This is a genomic window from Pseudomonas segetis (assembly GCF_900188155.1).
Classification (GTDB): Bacteria; Pseudomonadota; Gammaproteobacteria; order Pseudomonadales; family Pseudomonadaceae; genus Aquipseudomonas; species Aquipseudomonas segetis.
Genome location: NZ_FZOG01000001.1, coordinates 1,233,907 through 1,249,631, shown reverse-complemented (window position 1 = coordinate 1,249,631; position 15,725 = coordinate 1,233,907). Strand labels below are relative to the sequence as shown.

Here is a 15,725-nt window from a genome sequence, read left to right as displayed (position 1 = left end):
CTTGCCTCTATGAACAGGCCTCAGTCAGCGGGGGCGCTTTTGCGTTGGCTTGGGCTGTTATTTCGCTGAGTGCTCCGTGCTCGATACGAAGCAGTCGGTCGGCCAGATTGAAGTAGGCATCGTCATGGGAAATGACAATCACCAGTTTGTCGCGCTGACGCAGGTCGGGCAGGATTCGGGTGTAGAAAAAGTGTTTGAACACCGGGTCCTGGTCGGCGGCCCATTCATCGAACAGGTAGCAGGGACGGTCCTCCAGATAGGCACTGAGCAGGGCCAGGCGCTTGCGTTGACCGCTGGATAGCGCCAAGGTCGTCAACTGGCCGTTGTCGATTCGCACTTTATGATCCAGTTGCAGATGTACCAGATAGTCCTGTGCCTGCTGCACCAGTTGCGGATCATCACCATTGAGCAGGTTTTCGAACAGGCAAAAGTCGGTAAAAATCGCCGAGAAATGCTGCCGGTACTGGTGATTGTCGTGACTTGAGGACACTTGTTCGTCAAGCACGATATCGCCGCTTTCGGGGCGGTAAAGCCCGGTCAACAACAAGGCCAGGGTGGTCTTGCCACTGCCGTTGCCGCCGGTGATAAACACCGTCTCGCCAGCATTGAGACTGAGGTCGATGGGGCCGAGGGTGAAATGACCATCCTCGCGCTCGCGGTAGTAGGTATGGGTCACTTGCTGACACACCAAGCTACGAACCTGGGTCGCCGGGATTGATTCCACTGCCTCGTCGTTGGCTTGCATCTCGCCCTCCAGCGAGCGGATCTTGTTCAGCGCGACGCTGGCCCGGCCCAGGGTTGGCAATGCGTTCATCAGCTCCGAAAGCGGGGTGATCATGTAGAGAATGGTCAGGATATAGCCGGTGACGAGGCTGACGCCAAGGTCGATAAAGTGCGGTGCGGCGAACAACACTATGCCGATCAACAGATAGAACACGGCATTGCCCCAATTGAGCACCAGGGTATAGATGCTCATGCCTCGGACAAAGTCCCGACGGTACTGCTGGCTCACCGGGATAAGCAGGCGAGTGAAGAAGTGCTGCCGACGCGGGTGGTTGAGTTGCAGTTCCTTGCTGCCATCGGTGAGCAGACGGTATTGGTCGAACAATTGATCCTTGAGTTCGCGCGCCCGCGCAATCGAGGTCAGTGCGCGGCGTTGCGGCCAATTGAAGCTGAGGCTGCCCAGGACAATCAGCAGCAAGGTCAAACCGAGCAACGGCAGGCTGAGCCAGCCCAGATAGCCAAGGCATGCGGCGATGATCCCAACGTTGACCAGCAATATCGGCACCAGTTCGACCGCCTGGCTGATGGTCTGGGTGTCATCCGTCAGCATGGCCAGAAGCCGGTGCTTGCCCAGGCGTTGCAATTGCGCGAAAGGTGTTTCGATCAATTTGGTGCTCAGGTGCAGGCGCATGTCGTGGACGGCGCCTTGCCCCAGGCGTAGCAGGCTGACGTCAGCAATTACCCGCGAGATGGCGACCAGCAATACCAGCCCGGCAAAGTAGAGGCCATCGGCAGGGTGTAACTGATCAAACACTTCCAGGCTGTGGTTGATATTTGCGATCAGACCCGCCGCCGCCAGCCCGCAGATCAATCCCGTCAGGGTTGCAATCAATAGCACGCGCCATGAACGCTTGGCCATGAGTAATAACAAGTTCATTTCAAGCTGCTCCGTCAGTGGCGGTGGCTTCAAGGCGCGCAACCAGTTGCTGCTGTAGGCTGTGTTGTTCAAGGATGTTCAGGTGTTGGGCTTCAATGACTTCACAGGACACGGCTCCGCTGCTCAGGCGCTGCCAATGCGGGTCGGCGAAGTCATTATCGGCCAGGGTGTCGCTGGCCCACCAGACATGCACCGGGCAGCTTAGCTGCGGAGGCTGGAAAGTCGCCAGCAGATGCTGCGTATGTTGTTGGTAGCGCAGCCGTGTCTGCAGGTGTTCCCAACTGTCGCCATCCAGTTGCAGACCTTGCTGGCGGGCCCATTGGACCAGTTCCGGCAGCCGTGTCGATGGGGATAAGGCATTGAGTCGTTCCATCAAGACCTCCATGACAGGCGGCGGCAACTGGCGCAGCAGGACTTGGCTGTCCGTGGTCAGCGCTTGGGCCGCCGACTCCAGCAGCGCCTCGACGCTATCTTCCACGGCTGCTCGTTGGTATTGAGAGTCGATGATGCCAAGGAAAGCTACTTGTTCGCCCTGACTTTCCAGCTGCGCGGCTGCGCGAATCGCCAGCAGCCCGCCGAGTGAGAAGCCCAGCAGATAATAGGGACCATGGGGTTGCTGCTGGCGCAGGTGCTCGACATAAACCGAGCACAGGCTTTCGATATCACCGTCGAGTGTGGCGCTGTCCTGGGCCAGATAAGCCGCTTGCAAGCCCCATAGGTTCCAGGTTGGTAGCAGGTTTGGCAGTGTGCGGTAATCTTGCACATGACCGGTTGAGGGATGGAAGCAGAACAGGTTGGCATCGCTCGCAACAGCATCGGGCGCCGACAACCTGACCAGTGGCGAGAGCTTGAGCTGCGCCTGTACCAGCTCCGCAAAGGCTGCAACGCTGGGCGCGGTAAACACCGCGTTGACCGTCACCGGTGCCGACAGCGCCGTCTGCAAGCGACTGGCCAGTGTCACGGCTGCCAAGGAGTGGCCACCGAGGGCAAAGAAATCATCGTCGATTCCAAGCCGTTCCAGCCCCAGCACTTGCGCCCATACCTCTGCCAACAGTGCTTCAAGCGGCGTGCGCGGTAAGGTGCCGCCGACTGTGTCGAGCACTTTGTCAGCCCATTGCTGCAAGGTTTTGCGGTCGAGCTTGCCGTTGGCCATAAGAGGCAGCGTTTCGACGATGCGCAGGCTTGGCAGCATGTAATCCGGCAGACGATCCTGAGCTTGGCCATGAAGTTGTGCAACTGTCACCGAATGCCCGTGCTGCAGGGTCAGGAAGGCAAACAGCTGTTGGCCAAGTTCGCCCCTTGGCAGACATTCAACCGCAGCCTGGACCACACCGGGGAGGCTGGCCAACTGCGTCTGGATCTCGTCGAGTTCCACCCGAAAACCACGAATTTTCACCTGCCGGTCGGCACGGCCAGTGATTTCCAGGCTGGCGTCATGCCGGTAACGTGCCATATCGCCGGTGCGATAGAGGCGTTCGCCAGGAAACTGCGCAAGCTCGATAAAGCGGTCGGCATTTTGTTCTGTATCCAGATAGCCACGCGCCAGTTGCGGGCCTGCGATATAAAGCTCGGCGTTTTGTCCGGGAGCAGCCAGTGCTTGCTGGTCATCGAGCAGATACAGACGCATGCCATCTAGACGATCGCTCAGGGGCAAGCGGCGATAGTCGCAGGCCGGATCAGCCTTGTGCATCACCACCCCGACAGTGGTTTCAGTCGGCCCATAATGATTGAAGATCGTCAGCTCCGGTGCAAGATCGCGAATGCTTCGTAACAAGCGTTGCGAGCAAGTCTCGCCACCGAGGATCAACTGCTTGCGTGGCAAAAGCGCTGCACTTTGAGCGTGGTTTAACCAGGCGCCTAGCAGCGATGGCACGACTTTCAGGTGATCAATTGGATACTGTGCCTGCCAGGCTGCCCACGCCTTGGCGTCCATGGCGGTTTTCTTGTCCAGCAGGTGTAACTCGCCAGCGCTGAGCAGCGCCGGGAACAGCAATGTGTAGCCCAGGTCTGCCGCCAGCGAAGTAACTAGCGCACTGCGCTCGCCCGGCAACAGTTGCAGCCGCCGGGACACACTCTGAACATAACTGGCAAGTTGGCCGTGCTCGACTATTACGCCCTTTGGCGTGCCGGTACTGCCTGAGGTGAACAGCACATAGGCAGCGTCTTGCGGCTGGATTTCAATGTCTACAGCGGTCATTGGGCTCTGCTGCCATGCGGCTGCATCCCGCAGGTCAAGGCTGCCCGCCGAAGGTAGCGTTGGTGCGCTGCCAGCTGCGCCACTGAGTACAAAGACCGGCTGCGCCTGTTGCAGTATTGCGAGGGAGCGCTGCGCAGGTTGTTGAACATCCAGCGGAACGAAGGCCGCGCCGCTTTTGAGTACGGCTAGCATAGCCAGAACCATCTGCGCCGATCGATCCAGGTACAGGGCCACGCGGTCTTCGCGGCCTACACCTTGGGCCCGCAGGTAATGCGCCAGTTGGTTACTGCGGCTGTGCAGTTCGGCGTAGTTCAGGTGTTGGTTCTGGTCGCGCAACGCCACGCGCTCTGCAGTTTGTTCGGCACTCAGGCTGAAGCGCGTGGGTACACTGATAAAGGGCTGCGCAACAGCTTCCGGCGCAGGTTGAAGCGCATCCAATGTCGCAGCAAAACTCGGCGCCTGCAACGACAGATCGGCCAGCCTCTTGTCTGGGTTAGCCAGAGCGTCGAGCAACAGCGACTGAAATTGTTCCAGCAGGATCAAGGCCGCTTGTTCGCTGTAGCGGCTCGGCATATGGCACAGATTCAGGCGATAGCCGTTGGCGTTATTTTCGCAATCGATGCTTTCTGCGGTCAGAAGCAGTTCAATGCTCGGAGGAATGGCTTGAACGGCCAGCACTTTCATCCGTGATGCGGCATTGCCGAGTGTATAGAGCGGCTTGGGCAACCGTGCTCCCCACTGGAATCCATACTGCGCAGCGCTGGCTGGCAAACCAGTGTTTACGCCACAGTATTCCTGCCATTCGCAGGCTTGCTCGCAAAGTTCCTGCATCTTCGCAATCGCTTGGGCGAGTGTGTTGTCAGATGCAGCTTGCCAGCGCAAGGGCAGGGCCTTGGCGAACAGTCCCCAGCAATCTTCGAGCTCTTCATAGTCGTCACGACAATCGTGAACCCAGTTCAATGTCAGGGCCGGGGTGTCGCCGGTGCTCAGCCGCTGCAACAGCATACTCCAGGCGGTCATCAGCACCTGTTCGGCCGAGACGTCCTGACCCTGGCAATAATTATCCAGTGCTGCAGTCAATTGCGTGTTAGCGATCAGGCTGGTGATTACCGGGCTGTCGGTCTGGTCGGTGCGCAGCTGACGATAGAGCAGTTCGCTGCCGACCGGTTCGTCCAGTGTTTGGCTGGCCCAGACTCTGCGGCCGTGTTCGGCGTCTTCATCGGCTTGCAGTTCATGGAGCCAGGCACTGTATTGGGTATAAGTCATGGCTTCATCGTCGGCTGCCGGTGCATCCGTTGCAGCCAGTGCCCGCGCCAAACGCAGCAAAGTCCCGCGATCGGCGCTCAGGGCTGGCAATTGCAGCGTAACCCTGTGCAGATCAGCAGCCAGCGATTGCACCTCAACGTCAATAAGGCCAGTTGCAGAGGCCGGTTCAACAACCTGCAAAGGCATCAGCAATCCCGGTTCCGGACGAACACGCAAGCGCAGGGCCTCGTGGCAAGCGCTCAGGGCGGCGAGCCGTTCGTGCAAGTGCTCCAACTCCAGCGCACCGCTAATTTCCAGTTCCAGACGCACCGGAGCCAGCCCCGCCAACCACTGGCTGCGCTGCTGCGGCGACAGGGCGAAGGCGTGTTCAGGTTGCTCAAATACAGTCATGCCTGCACCTCCGTGCCTGTCAATGGCTTGGCTGCGGCTTGGCTGCTCGCCAGTTGCTCGCGATTCATCATTTGGCCCATGGCAACACAGATTTTGCGCTCGCCTTCAAATGGGTCCCGGGCATGGGCTACCAACATGTTGTCGAGCATGACCATATCGCCCTTGTGCCAGTCAAAACGCACTGCACAGTCCTCGTAGGCTGCACCAATGACGTCCATCACCTGATCTTCGATGACGCTGCCATCGCCGTAATACACGTTGCGCGGCAAGTTGCCGAGGCCGAACAGATTGATCAGATTGCTGCGCACCTCAGGTTCAAGGCATGAAGAGTGGTGCAGTTGCACCTGATTGAAGAATGACAATTGACCGGTCTCCGGATGTTCGATGATCGCCGGGCAGTGCTGGGCAATGCGCAGATTGTCGGGCCCCAGCCACTCCCACTGCATGCCTGAGTTCTGGCATTGGCGTTCTACTTCCTCGCGTTGCTCGGTCTTGAAAAAGTCTTGCCAGCGCACGTCCAGCTTGTCGGTGAAATGCCTTACGTAAAGCAGGCCCTGGGCCTTGAGGCGAGTGACAATATCCTCTGGCAGGCGCGCCAACACTTCGCGGCAATCGACAATGGGGGTGCAGCCGCCACGCGGGGCTGGCGTTTCACAATAGAACCACTGCTTGCGTGGCCATTGCGGCAAGTGCGAGCTCTCGTTGTGGAAGAGAATCATGTGCTGTTCCGGGTACGGGGTTGAATGGTAGATATTCTTGCCGGAGCTGTTTTTCGGCAGATCACCGTAAGTCCCGTAGAGGTCTGGCTCTATGGCTTGGGCGAACTGCTCGAAGGCAGCGGCATTTGGCAGGTTGAATCCGCGGAACAGCAAGCCTCCGTGGTTGAGCAGTTGTTGGTTGATCCACCCGCGGGCTTGCAACGCCCAGTGCACAGGGTCCAATTCAGCAAGCAATGGCTCGATTACCAGTGGCAAGGCTTGCCCATGACCCAAGGTGCGGGTGCGTACCTGTTCGTGCGCAACCTGGCTGACGGCTGTGGCACGGGTTTGCTTGAGCTTGCTCAATTTTGACTGCTTGCGCGCGCTGCGTGCCGCCACGTCGTTGCCCGGTGAGTCAGGCTGGGCGACTGCTGTGCTGTCAGTGGTTCTGGGCAGCTGCCACGACCACTGATCCAGTGCTTGCTCGGGCGCCGCAAGGATGCATTCCAGCAAGCTGGCGAAACCTTGCTCAAGGCGGCTGATGGTGGGCGCGGTCAAGACGCTTGTGCGATAGACCCAGCGCACATTCAGGCTTTGATCCGGGTTCTCTTCGACAAACACAGCCAGATCGAACTTGCTGCTTTGCTGGCCCGGCATCAGTTGTTCTTCAACCTCAAGCCCCGGCAGGCTGGCGCTGGAACCCGGTGTGTTCTGCATGACAAACAGCACCTGAACCAGCGGATTAACCCCCGGCGTGCGCGGCGGTTGCAGCTCCTCAACCAGCTTGTCGAACGGCACTTGCTGATGCTGGAAGGCTGACAGGCAGTCATCACGCAAGCGTTGCAGACGCGTGGTGAAGTGTTCGCCCTCGCTCATGCGGGCCCGAATTGGCAACACATTGACGAAGAAACCGATCAGGTTTTCCAGAGCAGGGTGCTCGCGGTTGGCCAGATCGGTACCGACGATAAAGTCGTGGCTGCCGGTGACGCGCTGCAACAGACTGTTGAAGGCATTGAGCAAGACCATAAACAAGGTTGCCCGCTGCTGCTGGGCATAGCCCTTGAGGGCCTGAGTCTGAGCCGGGGTGAAATGCTGCTCAAGCGCGGCGCCCTGATAATCAGGGCGTGCCGGACGCGGGTTGTCCAGCGGCAGTGGGATCAAGGTCGGCGCGCCGTCGAGCTGGCGACGCCAGTAGTCGATAGCGTGTGCCAGCAACCGCTGCTGTGCTTCGCTGCGTTGCCAACAGGCGTAGTCGGCGTACTGAACGGGTAGCGGTGCAAGGGTTGGTGTCGTGCCCTGAGTGAAGGCTTGATACCCGGCGATCAGTTCCTGCATCAGAATGCCCATGGACCAGGCATCGGTCGCGATGTGATGAAGTACCAACTGCAACACATGATCATCCGTGCCCAGACATAACAGACTGGCACGCAACATCGGAGCCTGTTGCAAATCGAACGGGCGGGCAGACGCTTCATCGATCAGGCGCTGAAGGCTTTGTAGCTGCTCTTCGCCCTGAAGGTGGGCCAGCTCGGTAGGCGTCAGGTCAATCACTGGCGTCGGGTTAATCACCTGGCAAGGCTGGTCGCCATTGAGTTGGAAAGCGGTACGCAATGATTCGTGACGCTCGAGTACCAGTTGCAACGCGCGTTGCAATGCCGCGATGTCCAGCGCGCCGCGCAATCTGGTGACAGCGCTCATGTTGTAGGCCGCACTCGGGCCTTCGAATCGGTCGAGGAACCACAGCCGTTGCTGGCTGTAGGACAGTGGCAGCGGCTGGTTGCGCGGCGCGAGGACAATTTCGCTCTCGCCATCGGCCTCAGTCTGGGCGTTACGTTGTTGATCGACCGCTTCGGCCAGCTGTTCCAGAGTGCCGCGTTCAAACAGAGTGCGCAGCGGCAGCTTGACGTCCAGCCTGCGGCGGATACGTGACAGGACTTGGGTTGCCAGCAACGAATGGCCACCAATGGCGAAGAAATCGTCGTGCACGCCGACTTTGTCCAAGCCAAGGATTTCCTGCCAGAGTTCAGCCAGTACCTGTTCAGTGGCTGTGCGCGGAGCCATGCACAGTTCCAGACCTTGCTCGGTCTGGGGCACGCCGAGAGCGGAAAGGGCGCGGCGGTCGACCTTGCCGTTGGCGTTCAGCGGCAACTGGGCCAGTTCCAGCCAACGGGCCGGAACCATATAGCTTGCCAATTGCTTGCCCAAATAAGCACTGAGTAGCTGCTGCGCTGACTCACCGCCCAGATCGGCGGTGCTGTCGAGCACATACCAAGCCACCAGTTGCAAGGCGCCACGTGCGTCGGGCAGTGCCAATACCGCCGCGCTGTCAACCGCAGGATGCTGCATCAGCCGGTTTTCGATTTCGCCCAACTCGATGCGGTAACCACGGATCTTCACTTGCTGGTCGCGACGACCAAGGTATTCGATCACACCATCGGCGCGCATGCGACCAATGTCACCGCTGCGATACAAGCGTGCCTGCGGCTCGAACGGGTGGGGAACAAAGGCCTCGCGGGTGCGCTCTGGGTCGCGTAGATAACCACGGCCCACGCCGACACCACCTATGCACAGTTCGCCGGGCACACTCACAGGCACGAGTCGTAGCGCCGAGTCGAGGACGAACACCTGATTGTTGGCGGTCGGACGGCCAATAGGCATATGCAGGCAATCATCGGCGGGCGGCTGGGTGATCGGGTGGAAGGCAACGTCATCCGAACACTCTGCCGGGCCATAGGCATTCATCATCGGGGTTGACGGAAAACGTGCAAGCCAGTCCCGTGCCAGTGCCGGTGGCAGTGCCTCGCCGGTTGGCAACAACCAGCGCAGGCTGGCCAGACGATGTTGCGGACGGTTTTCCTGGAGCATGCCGCGAATCAGGGCAGGCACGGTTTCCAGCAGTGTAAGGTGCTGTTCTTCCACGGCATCTAGCAAGGCAAGCGGATCATGGGCCTGGGTGTCGGGCAGGATGTGCACCGTGGCGCCAAACAGCGGTGCTGCGAGGAACTGCCAGACACTGATATCGAACGCTGGCGAAGCGGTCTGGGCGATACGATCGTCTTCGCTCAAGCCCAGGCTTGGCACTTTGCCGAACATGTTGTTGAGCATGCCGCGCTGTTCGACCATCACCCCCTTGGGCGTGCCAGTGGAACCCGAAGTGAAGATCACATAGGCCAGTTGATCAGGCTTATGTGAGTAGGTAACTGGCGGTTGCTCGTTGCTTTGCCACAGTGCTTGTACATTCAAGCAGTTGGGCTGCTTGCGCATCTGTGGCAGAACCTGATCCAGCGTCGGGGCCGCCTGCTCGCAGACCAACAACAGCGGCGCTTCACCCAGATCAAGCAGCTCCGCCAGACGGGTCGCCGGTTGCTGGATATCCAGCGCCTGGAAGGCAGCGCCGACCTTGAGCGTGGCGATCATCATGGTTAACAAGGCCAGGCCGCGTTCGGCAAACAACGCCACCAATGTTTCAGGGCCTGCACCGGCTGCTTGCAGCGCATGGGCGATATTGTTGGCGCGGCGATCCAGTTCAGCATAGGTCAGGGATTGCCCCTGGCATACGGCGGCAATGTGATGTGCGCGGTTGCGTACCTGATCGGCGAAAAGCGCGGCATAACCCCGTTCCAGCGGGAAGTCGACGGCGCTGTTGTTCCATTCGACCTGCAACGCCTGGCGCTCCATTTCGGGGAGCATATGCAAACAGCCCAGTTGGGCATCGGGCTGATCGAGCATGGCCGACAGCAATTGCACCAGATGGCCGAGCATCCGCTGCACGGTATCGCGGGTGAAACGCTGGCTGTCGTAGGACAAGCGAATGCCCAGCCGGTCACCCGGATAGAGCACCACCGTCATCGGGAAGTTGGTGTGCACCCGATCTTCATAGATGTCGATGCTAAAGGCATCCAACTGCACGCTGCTGATGTCCAGCGGGGCGTTTTCGAATACCACCAGGCTGTCGAATAACTGCTGGCCGCGCGGTACATCGCTGTAGCGCTGGATATCCACCAGGGATGCGCTTTCGTGTTCGCGCAATTGGGCATTGTGCGACAACAGCGCCTGTAGCCAGTCGGCCACCTTCGCTTGTGGGTCGACATCGATACGCAGGGGTAGGCTGTTGATGAACAGGCCGACCATTTCTTCAACGCCCGCCAGATCAGTGGGACGACCGGCCACGGTGACGCCGAACAGCACATCGCGGTTGCCACTGTAGCGCGACAGCAGCAACGCCCAGGCGCCTTGAATCCAGGTGTTGGGCGTCAGTTGGTAGGTCTGGCACAGCTGCTGCAAACGCTGAGTCTGGCTGATGCTCAGGGTCTGATCGAGATCGCCGACCTGTTCAGGAGCCTGTTCTTGGCGGTTCAGCGGGCTGTCTACATGCAGTGGCGTCGGTTCGCTGAACCCTGCCATTTGCGCCTGCCAGAAGGCGTGAGCGGCAGCCATGTCATGGCGTTCCAGCCAGCTCATGTAGCCATGGAACGAACGCAGCAGCGGACGGGCCACGGGCTCCTGACGCACTATTGCTTGATAAATCGCCAACAGGTCTTCCATCAGCAGGCCGAAGCACCAGGCGTCAGTCAGAATGTGGTGGAAGCTGCGCACCACGGCAAAACGGCGTTCGTCGAGCTGGAACACCCGCAGATGGGTCAAGGGTGCGCAAGCCATGTCGAAACCTTGCAGGCGTTGCGCTTCCAGCGCCTGATCCATCGCCAGCTGCTGTTGCTCGTCATCGAGGTGGCGCAGGTCTTGCCAGTCGAACGCCTGAGCGGTCTCGCGGTACACGCACTGCAGCGGTTCGTGATCGTCCTGCCACCAGAAGGCGGTGCGCATCATCGGATGGCGCTTGAGAAACAGTTGCCAGGCGGCTTCCATGGCCGGGCGTTGTAGCACACCGTCCCAACTGTAGCGTTGTTGCATTAGATAGATGCCACTGTGGGGTTGCAACAGAGTGTGCAGCAACATGCCTTGTTGCATGGAAGACAAGGGATAGACATCTTCAATGTTCGACCAGTCCAGCGCTTCGCAAGCCAAGGTTGCCGCCTGTTTATGGCAAAGCGGGAAGGCATGGCTTGCGGGTCGCAACTCGGGTTCAGCAAGGAGCCCGGCCAGTTCGGCCAGCTGTTGCACAAGGCAGGGCATCCAACTGGTGGCGAGCGTGCCTTCACCGCGCAGATGCAAGCAACCGTCCTGCCAGTGGGCGTCCAGAGTCAACGGGCTGCTTGGGGCGGTCGGCTGGCTTGCGGCCTCGACCTGCGCCAGCATGCCACGTTGTTCGCGATGGCTGTCGCGGTTACCCCGCCAGCGAATGCTGACTAAGGCGTTTGGCAGCTCGCCCAGCGGTTCCTGAAGATACGTATTGTCGGAGAGGTAACGCAATACACCATAGTCAGCGCCATGTTGCGGGTAGCTGCGTAGTTGCCCGGCCAATGCTTGTAAGCGTTGCAGCAAGCTGTCGCCTTGGGACTGGAGGAAGTAGGGGACTGCCAGCTCCAGCGGGCCGAGAATGCGTGCCGGATCGAGATCGGCCAAGGCAATCGGGGCGTGAACAGGCAGTTGCTCTGCTGCCGGGCGGTCGCCCTGAATATTCAATGCGACCAGACCCGCGCCGCATTGCGCTTGGCAATGTTCAACTACAGCGCTGGCCAGCAAACAGTTCCAGTCCAGATGCAGCACTTCGCCCAAACGCTTGATGTCGGCTGAGATACTGGCTGGAAGCTTTTCTTCAATCAGAGTGACCGGCTGTTGGCTGTCAGGCAATTGCACGGTGTCCATGCCTGCGTATTGCAGCCAGTGCTCCCAGACCTCATCCAGCGTATCGCCTTGGGCATAGCTGTGCTGGTGGCGGGTCCACTGGGTGAAGTCGCCACCGGCATAGGACAGCCGCACTGGGCGCTGATAGAGCAGTTGGCCCAGCGCCAGATTGAGATCGGTGAGCAGCAGCGGCCAGGACGCTTCGTCCAGAATCAGAGGATGAGCAGCCAGCAGCACATAGTGTTTGCCGTCATTCTCTAGCAGGCAGGCATGCAGTGTTTGCCCACGCGCCAGATCAAGGGCGTCGACACCTGCCTGAGCCATGGCCTGCAAGCGCGCTTGGTTGCAGTTGGTAAGGTTCTGGTGCTCGACGACCGGGGCCGGAGGGGAGACCAGTACTTGCTGCTGCCATTCACCGTCCGGCAAGGCCTTGAGTGCCAGACGCAGTGCTTGATGATGCTGTTGCAAGGCGGCGATTGCCTGGCCCAGCAGTTGGCTGTCAATGGCTTGACTGAGCGCGACACAACGCCAGGTGGCGTCCAGCGGACCTTGCTGCAAGCGCGCCAGTTGACCTGCGCCCAATGGCAAGTCGTAGCCGTCGGCAGCATTTTCAGTTACTGCGTGAGAGGCATCGGCACCTAGAACCCGGGCGATATCAGCGATGGTACGGTTTTCGAATAACTGGCTCGGGGTGAGCTTGAGTCCCTGCTGGTTGGCACGGGCGATGATTTGCAAATTGAGGATCGAATCGCCGCCGAGGGTGAAAAAGTTGTCATGCACGCCAATTCGTTCACGTTTGAGCACTTCCTGCCAGATATCCGCCAGCAGCGTCTCAACTTGATTGCGCGGCGCCACATGTGTGGCGCTGTCATCCGTCGGTTGTTGCGGCATCGGCAGGCGCTGAACATCGACCTTGCCGTTGCGGTTAAGCGGCAACTCGTCAAGGGTAATGAAGTGCGCAGGTACCATGTAATCGGGCATGCGTGCGCTGAGATCATTGCGCAGTTTGGTGGCTGAAATTGACTGGCTGGCGACCAGATAGGCCACCAGTCGCAGGCTGCCGTCCAGCTCCACGGCGCGTACCAGCGCCTGCTCGATCAGCGGCGACAGGCGCTTGATCTGTGCTTCGACTTCACCGAGTTCCAAGCGGTTGCCACGGATCTTGACCTGGCTGTCGACCCGACCGATAAACCCCAGCTGTCCGTCCACCTGCCAGCGCACGCGGTCACCAGTTCGGTACCAGCGTTGCTGGTCCTGATCCAGTTGGAAACGTTCGTCGGTAAGGTCAGGCCGGTGCAGGTAACCGCGGGCCAGAGCACCCTTGATGAGCAACTCGCCAGACACCCCGGTTGGTACCGGATGCCCGTTGCCATCGACCACTCGCAGTTGCCGGTTCGGCAGCGGACGACCGAGGGCAATGCTGCGCTGGCCTGCGCTCAGTTCGGTGGCAGTAGCCCCGACTGTCGCTTCGCTCGGCCCATAGTGGTTGAACACCTTGAGCTCCGGCGCCAGATGGTTGACTTGTTCCAGCAGCGCCGGGCTGAGTGCATCGCCACCAAAGACCAGCAGAACGCGGGGCAGCAGGCGTGCATCGGGAAGCGCCTGCAGCAACCCGGCCATATGACTTGGGGTGATCTTCAACACATCAACAGGGTGCTGATCGAACAAGTCAGCCAGTGCCAGCGGATTGAAGCCGATGTCCTCATCCACCAGCAACAGGCTGGCGCCACTGCAAAGGGCGCCGAACAATTGAGTGTGGCCAAGGTCTGCGGCGACACTGGACAGCAAGCCATAACGGGCTGCTGCTGGCGGGTTGAGGACGGTTTGCACCGCCGTCAGGTAATTAAGGATGGACTGATGCTCAACCACTACGCCCTTGGGCGTTCCGGTTGAACCTGAGGTGTAGATCACATAAGCAGCATCGCTCGGACTGTGCGTGACTGCGGGCGGGGTAGCTGGCTGCGTGGCGATGACCTGCGCCTGTTCCGCCAGCCATAGCACCGCGGTGTGCTCGGCGAGCCCCTTGAGCAAGGGCGATGGCGCCGCACCGATCAGCAGCGCGGCGCGGCTGTCATTCAGAACATCAGCCAAACGTCCGGCGGGTTGTTTGATATCCAGCGGCAGATAGGCCGCACCGGCCTTCAAGGTTGCAAGCAGGGCAATAACAAACTCGGTGCTGCGTTCCAGAGCAAGGGCTACAACGCTGCCATGGCTGATGCCCTGTGCGCGCAGGTAGTGGCTGAGGCGGTTGGCTTGCTGGTTCAGCTCTGCGTAGGTCAGCGCCACCTTGCTGTCACGGATTGCAATCTGTTCGGGGTGAGCCGTTGCCTGCTGTTCGAAACGCTGATGCAGGCAGACTTCAGGCACTGGCAGTTGCACGCCGCGCCCTTGCGCGATCAGGTGCTGAGACTCTTCAGGGCTGAGCCACTGCAGTTCGTTGACCGGGCATTGCGCTTGCGCCGTCATTGCCAACAGGATGTCGCGTAACTGGGCAGAGAGCACCGCGACTTCGGCATCGCTGAAGCGTGAACGGTTGTAGCTGATCAGATAGTGCAGTTGTTTGTCCGGCACAACGATCAGCGACAGCGGGAAATGGTTGCGGCCTTGGGTGAGCCTGATGCCGTCGTCTTGTTGGTCGCTTCTCGGGGCAGTGAAACTCAATCCGCCGGTGTCTTGATTGAGCGCGTCGGTGACCGGGAAATTCTCGAACACCAGGATCGAGTCGAACAGCGCCTGTTCAGCGGCAATGCCGGTCATCGCCTTGAGTTTGCCCAGCGGCAGGTAAGCGTGGTGACGCAAGTCGCTGTTGGTTTGCTGCAAGTGCTGCAGCCAGTTCACCAAGGTCGTGCCGTCAGCCCATTGCACGCGCAACGGCAGGGTATTGATAAACAGCCCGACAGTGCTGTCTACAGCAGCCAGGTTCTCGGGACGACCGGCAACAGTGACGCCGTAAACCACTTCGTCACGGCCTGCGTGTTGACCGAGTAGAAGCGCCCAGGCACCTTGGATCAAGGTATTGATGGTTAGGTCATTGGCGCGGGCGAACTGTGACAATTGCTCGGTTTCGCTGGCGGTCAGCAGGCTTTCACGTTCAGCGAAGGGCGCCCCGACAGGAGCAGCCTGGCGTTCGGCGAAGTTGGGCAGCGGGGTCGGTTCGCTGACCTCCTGCAACTGATCGCGCCAGAAGCCTTCGGTGGCGGTCATGTCTTGTTCCGCCAGCCAGGCGATGTAATCACGGTAAGGACGGGTTGCTGGCAGGTTGGCGGGGCGTGCATGGGCCTGTTCGTAATACAGCGCAAGCCATTCCTGAACAGCAATATCCACGCTCCAGCCGTCCATTAGGATGTGATGGAAGGTCCAGATCAGGTGCCAGCGTTCAGGGGCCAGGCGCACCAGGCAGACACGCATCAGCGGTGCATCATTGAGCTCCAGAGCTTGTGCACGTTGTTCCAGCGCCAACTGTTCAAGCGCGCCCTGTGGCTCGACACGGTCTTGCCAGTCCCGCTCGGTCAAGGGCAATGCCACTTCTTGCTGCACCACCTGATAGGCGTCGTCCAGGTCTTCCCAGAGAAAGGCGCTGCGCAATAAGGCGTGGCGTTTGATCAACGCCTGCCAGGCGCCACGAAACGCGCTCAATTGCAGGGGGCCATTCATTTCCAGGCTCAGCTGTTGGTAATACACCCGCGACTCAGGCTGGGCCACGCTGTGGAACAGCAGGCCATGCTGGGTGGGTGAAAGCGAGTAGATGTCTTCAATATTGTTCATGCTT

At 59.8% G+C, this 15,725-nt stretch carries 3 protein-coding genes; all 3 read right to left on the bottom strand.

The annotated features are described in order from the left end of the window. Positions 1–7: 7 nt before the first annotated feature. The 3 genes from CHB79_RS05590 to CHB79_RS05580 are packed head-to-tail and all read right to left on the bottom strand — an operon-like array spanning position 8 to position 15,721. Complete coding sequence (locus CHB79_RS05590; protein WP_089359140.1) at positions 8–1,660, bottom strand: cyclic peptide export ABC transporter; 1,653 nt, start codon at positions 1,658–1,660, stop codon at positions 8–10. Position 1,661: 1 nt separating this feature from the next. Beyond that, positions 1,662–5,513: a non-ribosomal peptide synthetase gene (locus CHB79_RS05585; RefSeq protein ID WP_089359139.1), complete on the bottom strand. Its 3,852-nt coding sequence runs from the start codon at positions 5,511–5,513 to the stop codon at positions 1,662–1,664. After that, positions 5,510–15,721: a non-ribosomal peptide synthetase gene (locus tag CHB79_RS05580; RefSeq protein WP_089359138.1), complete on the bottom strand. Its 10,212-nt coding sequence runs from the start codon at positions 15,719–15,721 to the stop codon at positions 5,510–5,512. The genes CHB79_RS05585 and CHB79_RS05580 overlap by 4 nt, the downstream gene beginning before the upstream one ends. Positions 15,722–15,725 lie beyond the last annotated feature (4 nt).

Excerpts from the sequence above, each read along its gene's own strand:
- CHB79_RS05590 (WP_089359140.1), bottom strand. The coding sequence starts at position 1,660 with ATGAACTTGTTATTACTCATGGCCAAGCGTTCATGGCGCGTGCTATTG.
- CHB79_RS05585 (WP_089359139.1), bottom strand. The coding sequence starts at position 5,513 with ATGACTGTATTTGAGCAACCTGAACACGCCTTCGCCCTGTCGCCGCAG.
- CHB79_RS05580 (WP_089359138.1), bottom strand. The coding sequence starts at position 15,721 with ATGAACAATATTGAAGACATCTACTCGCTTTCACCCACCCAGCATGGC.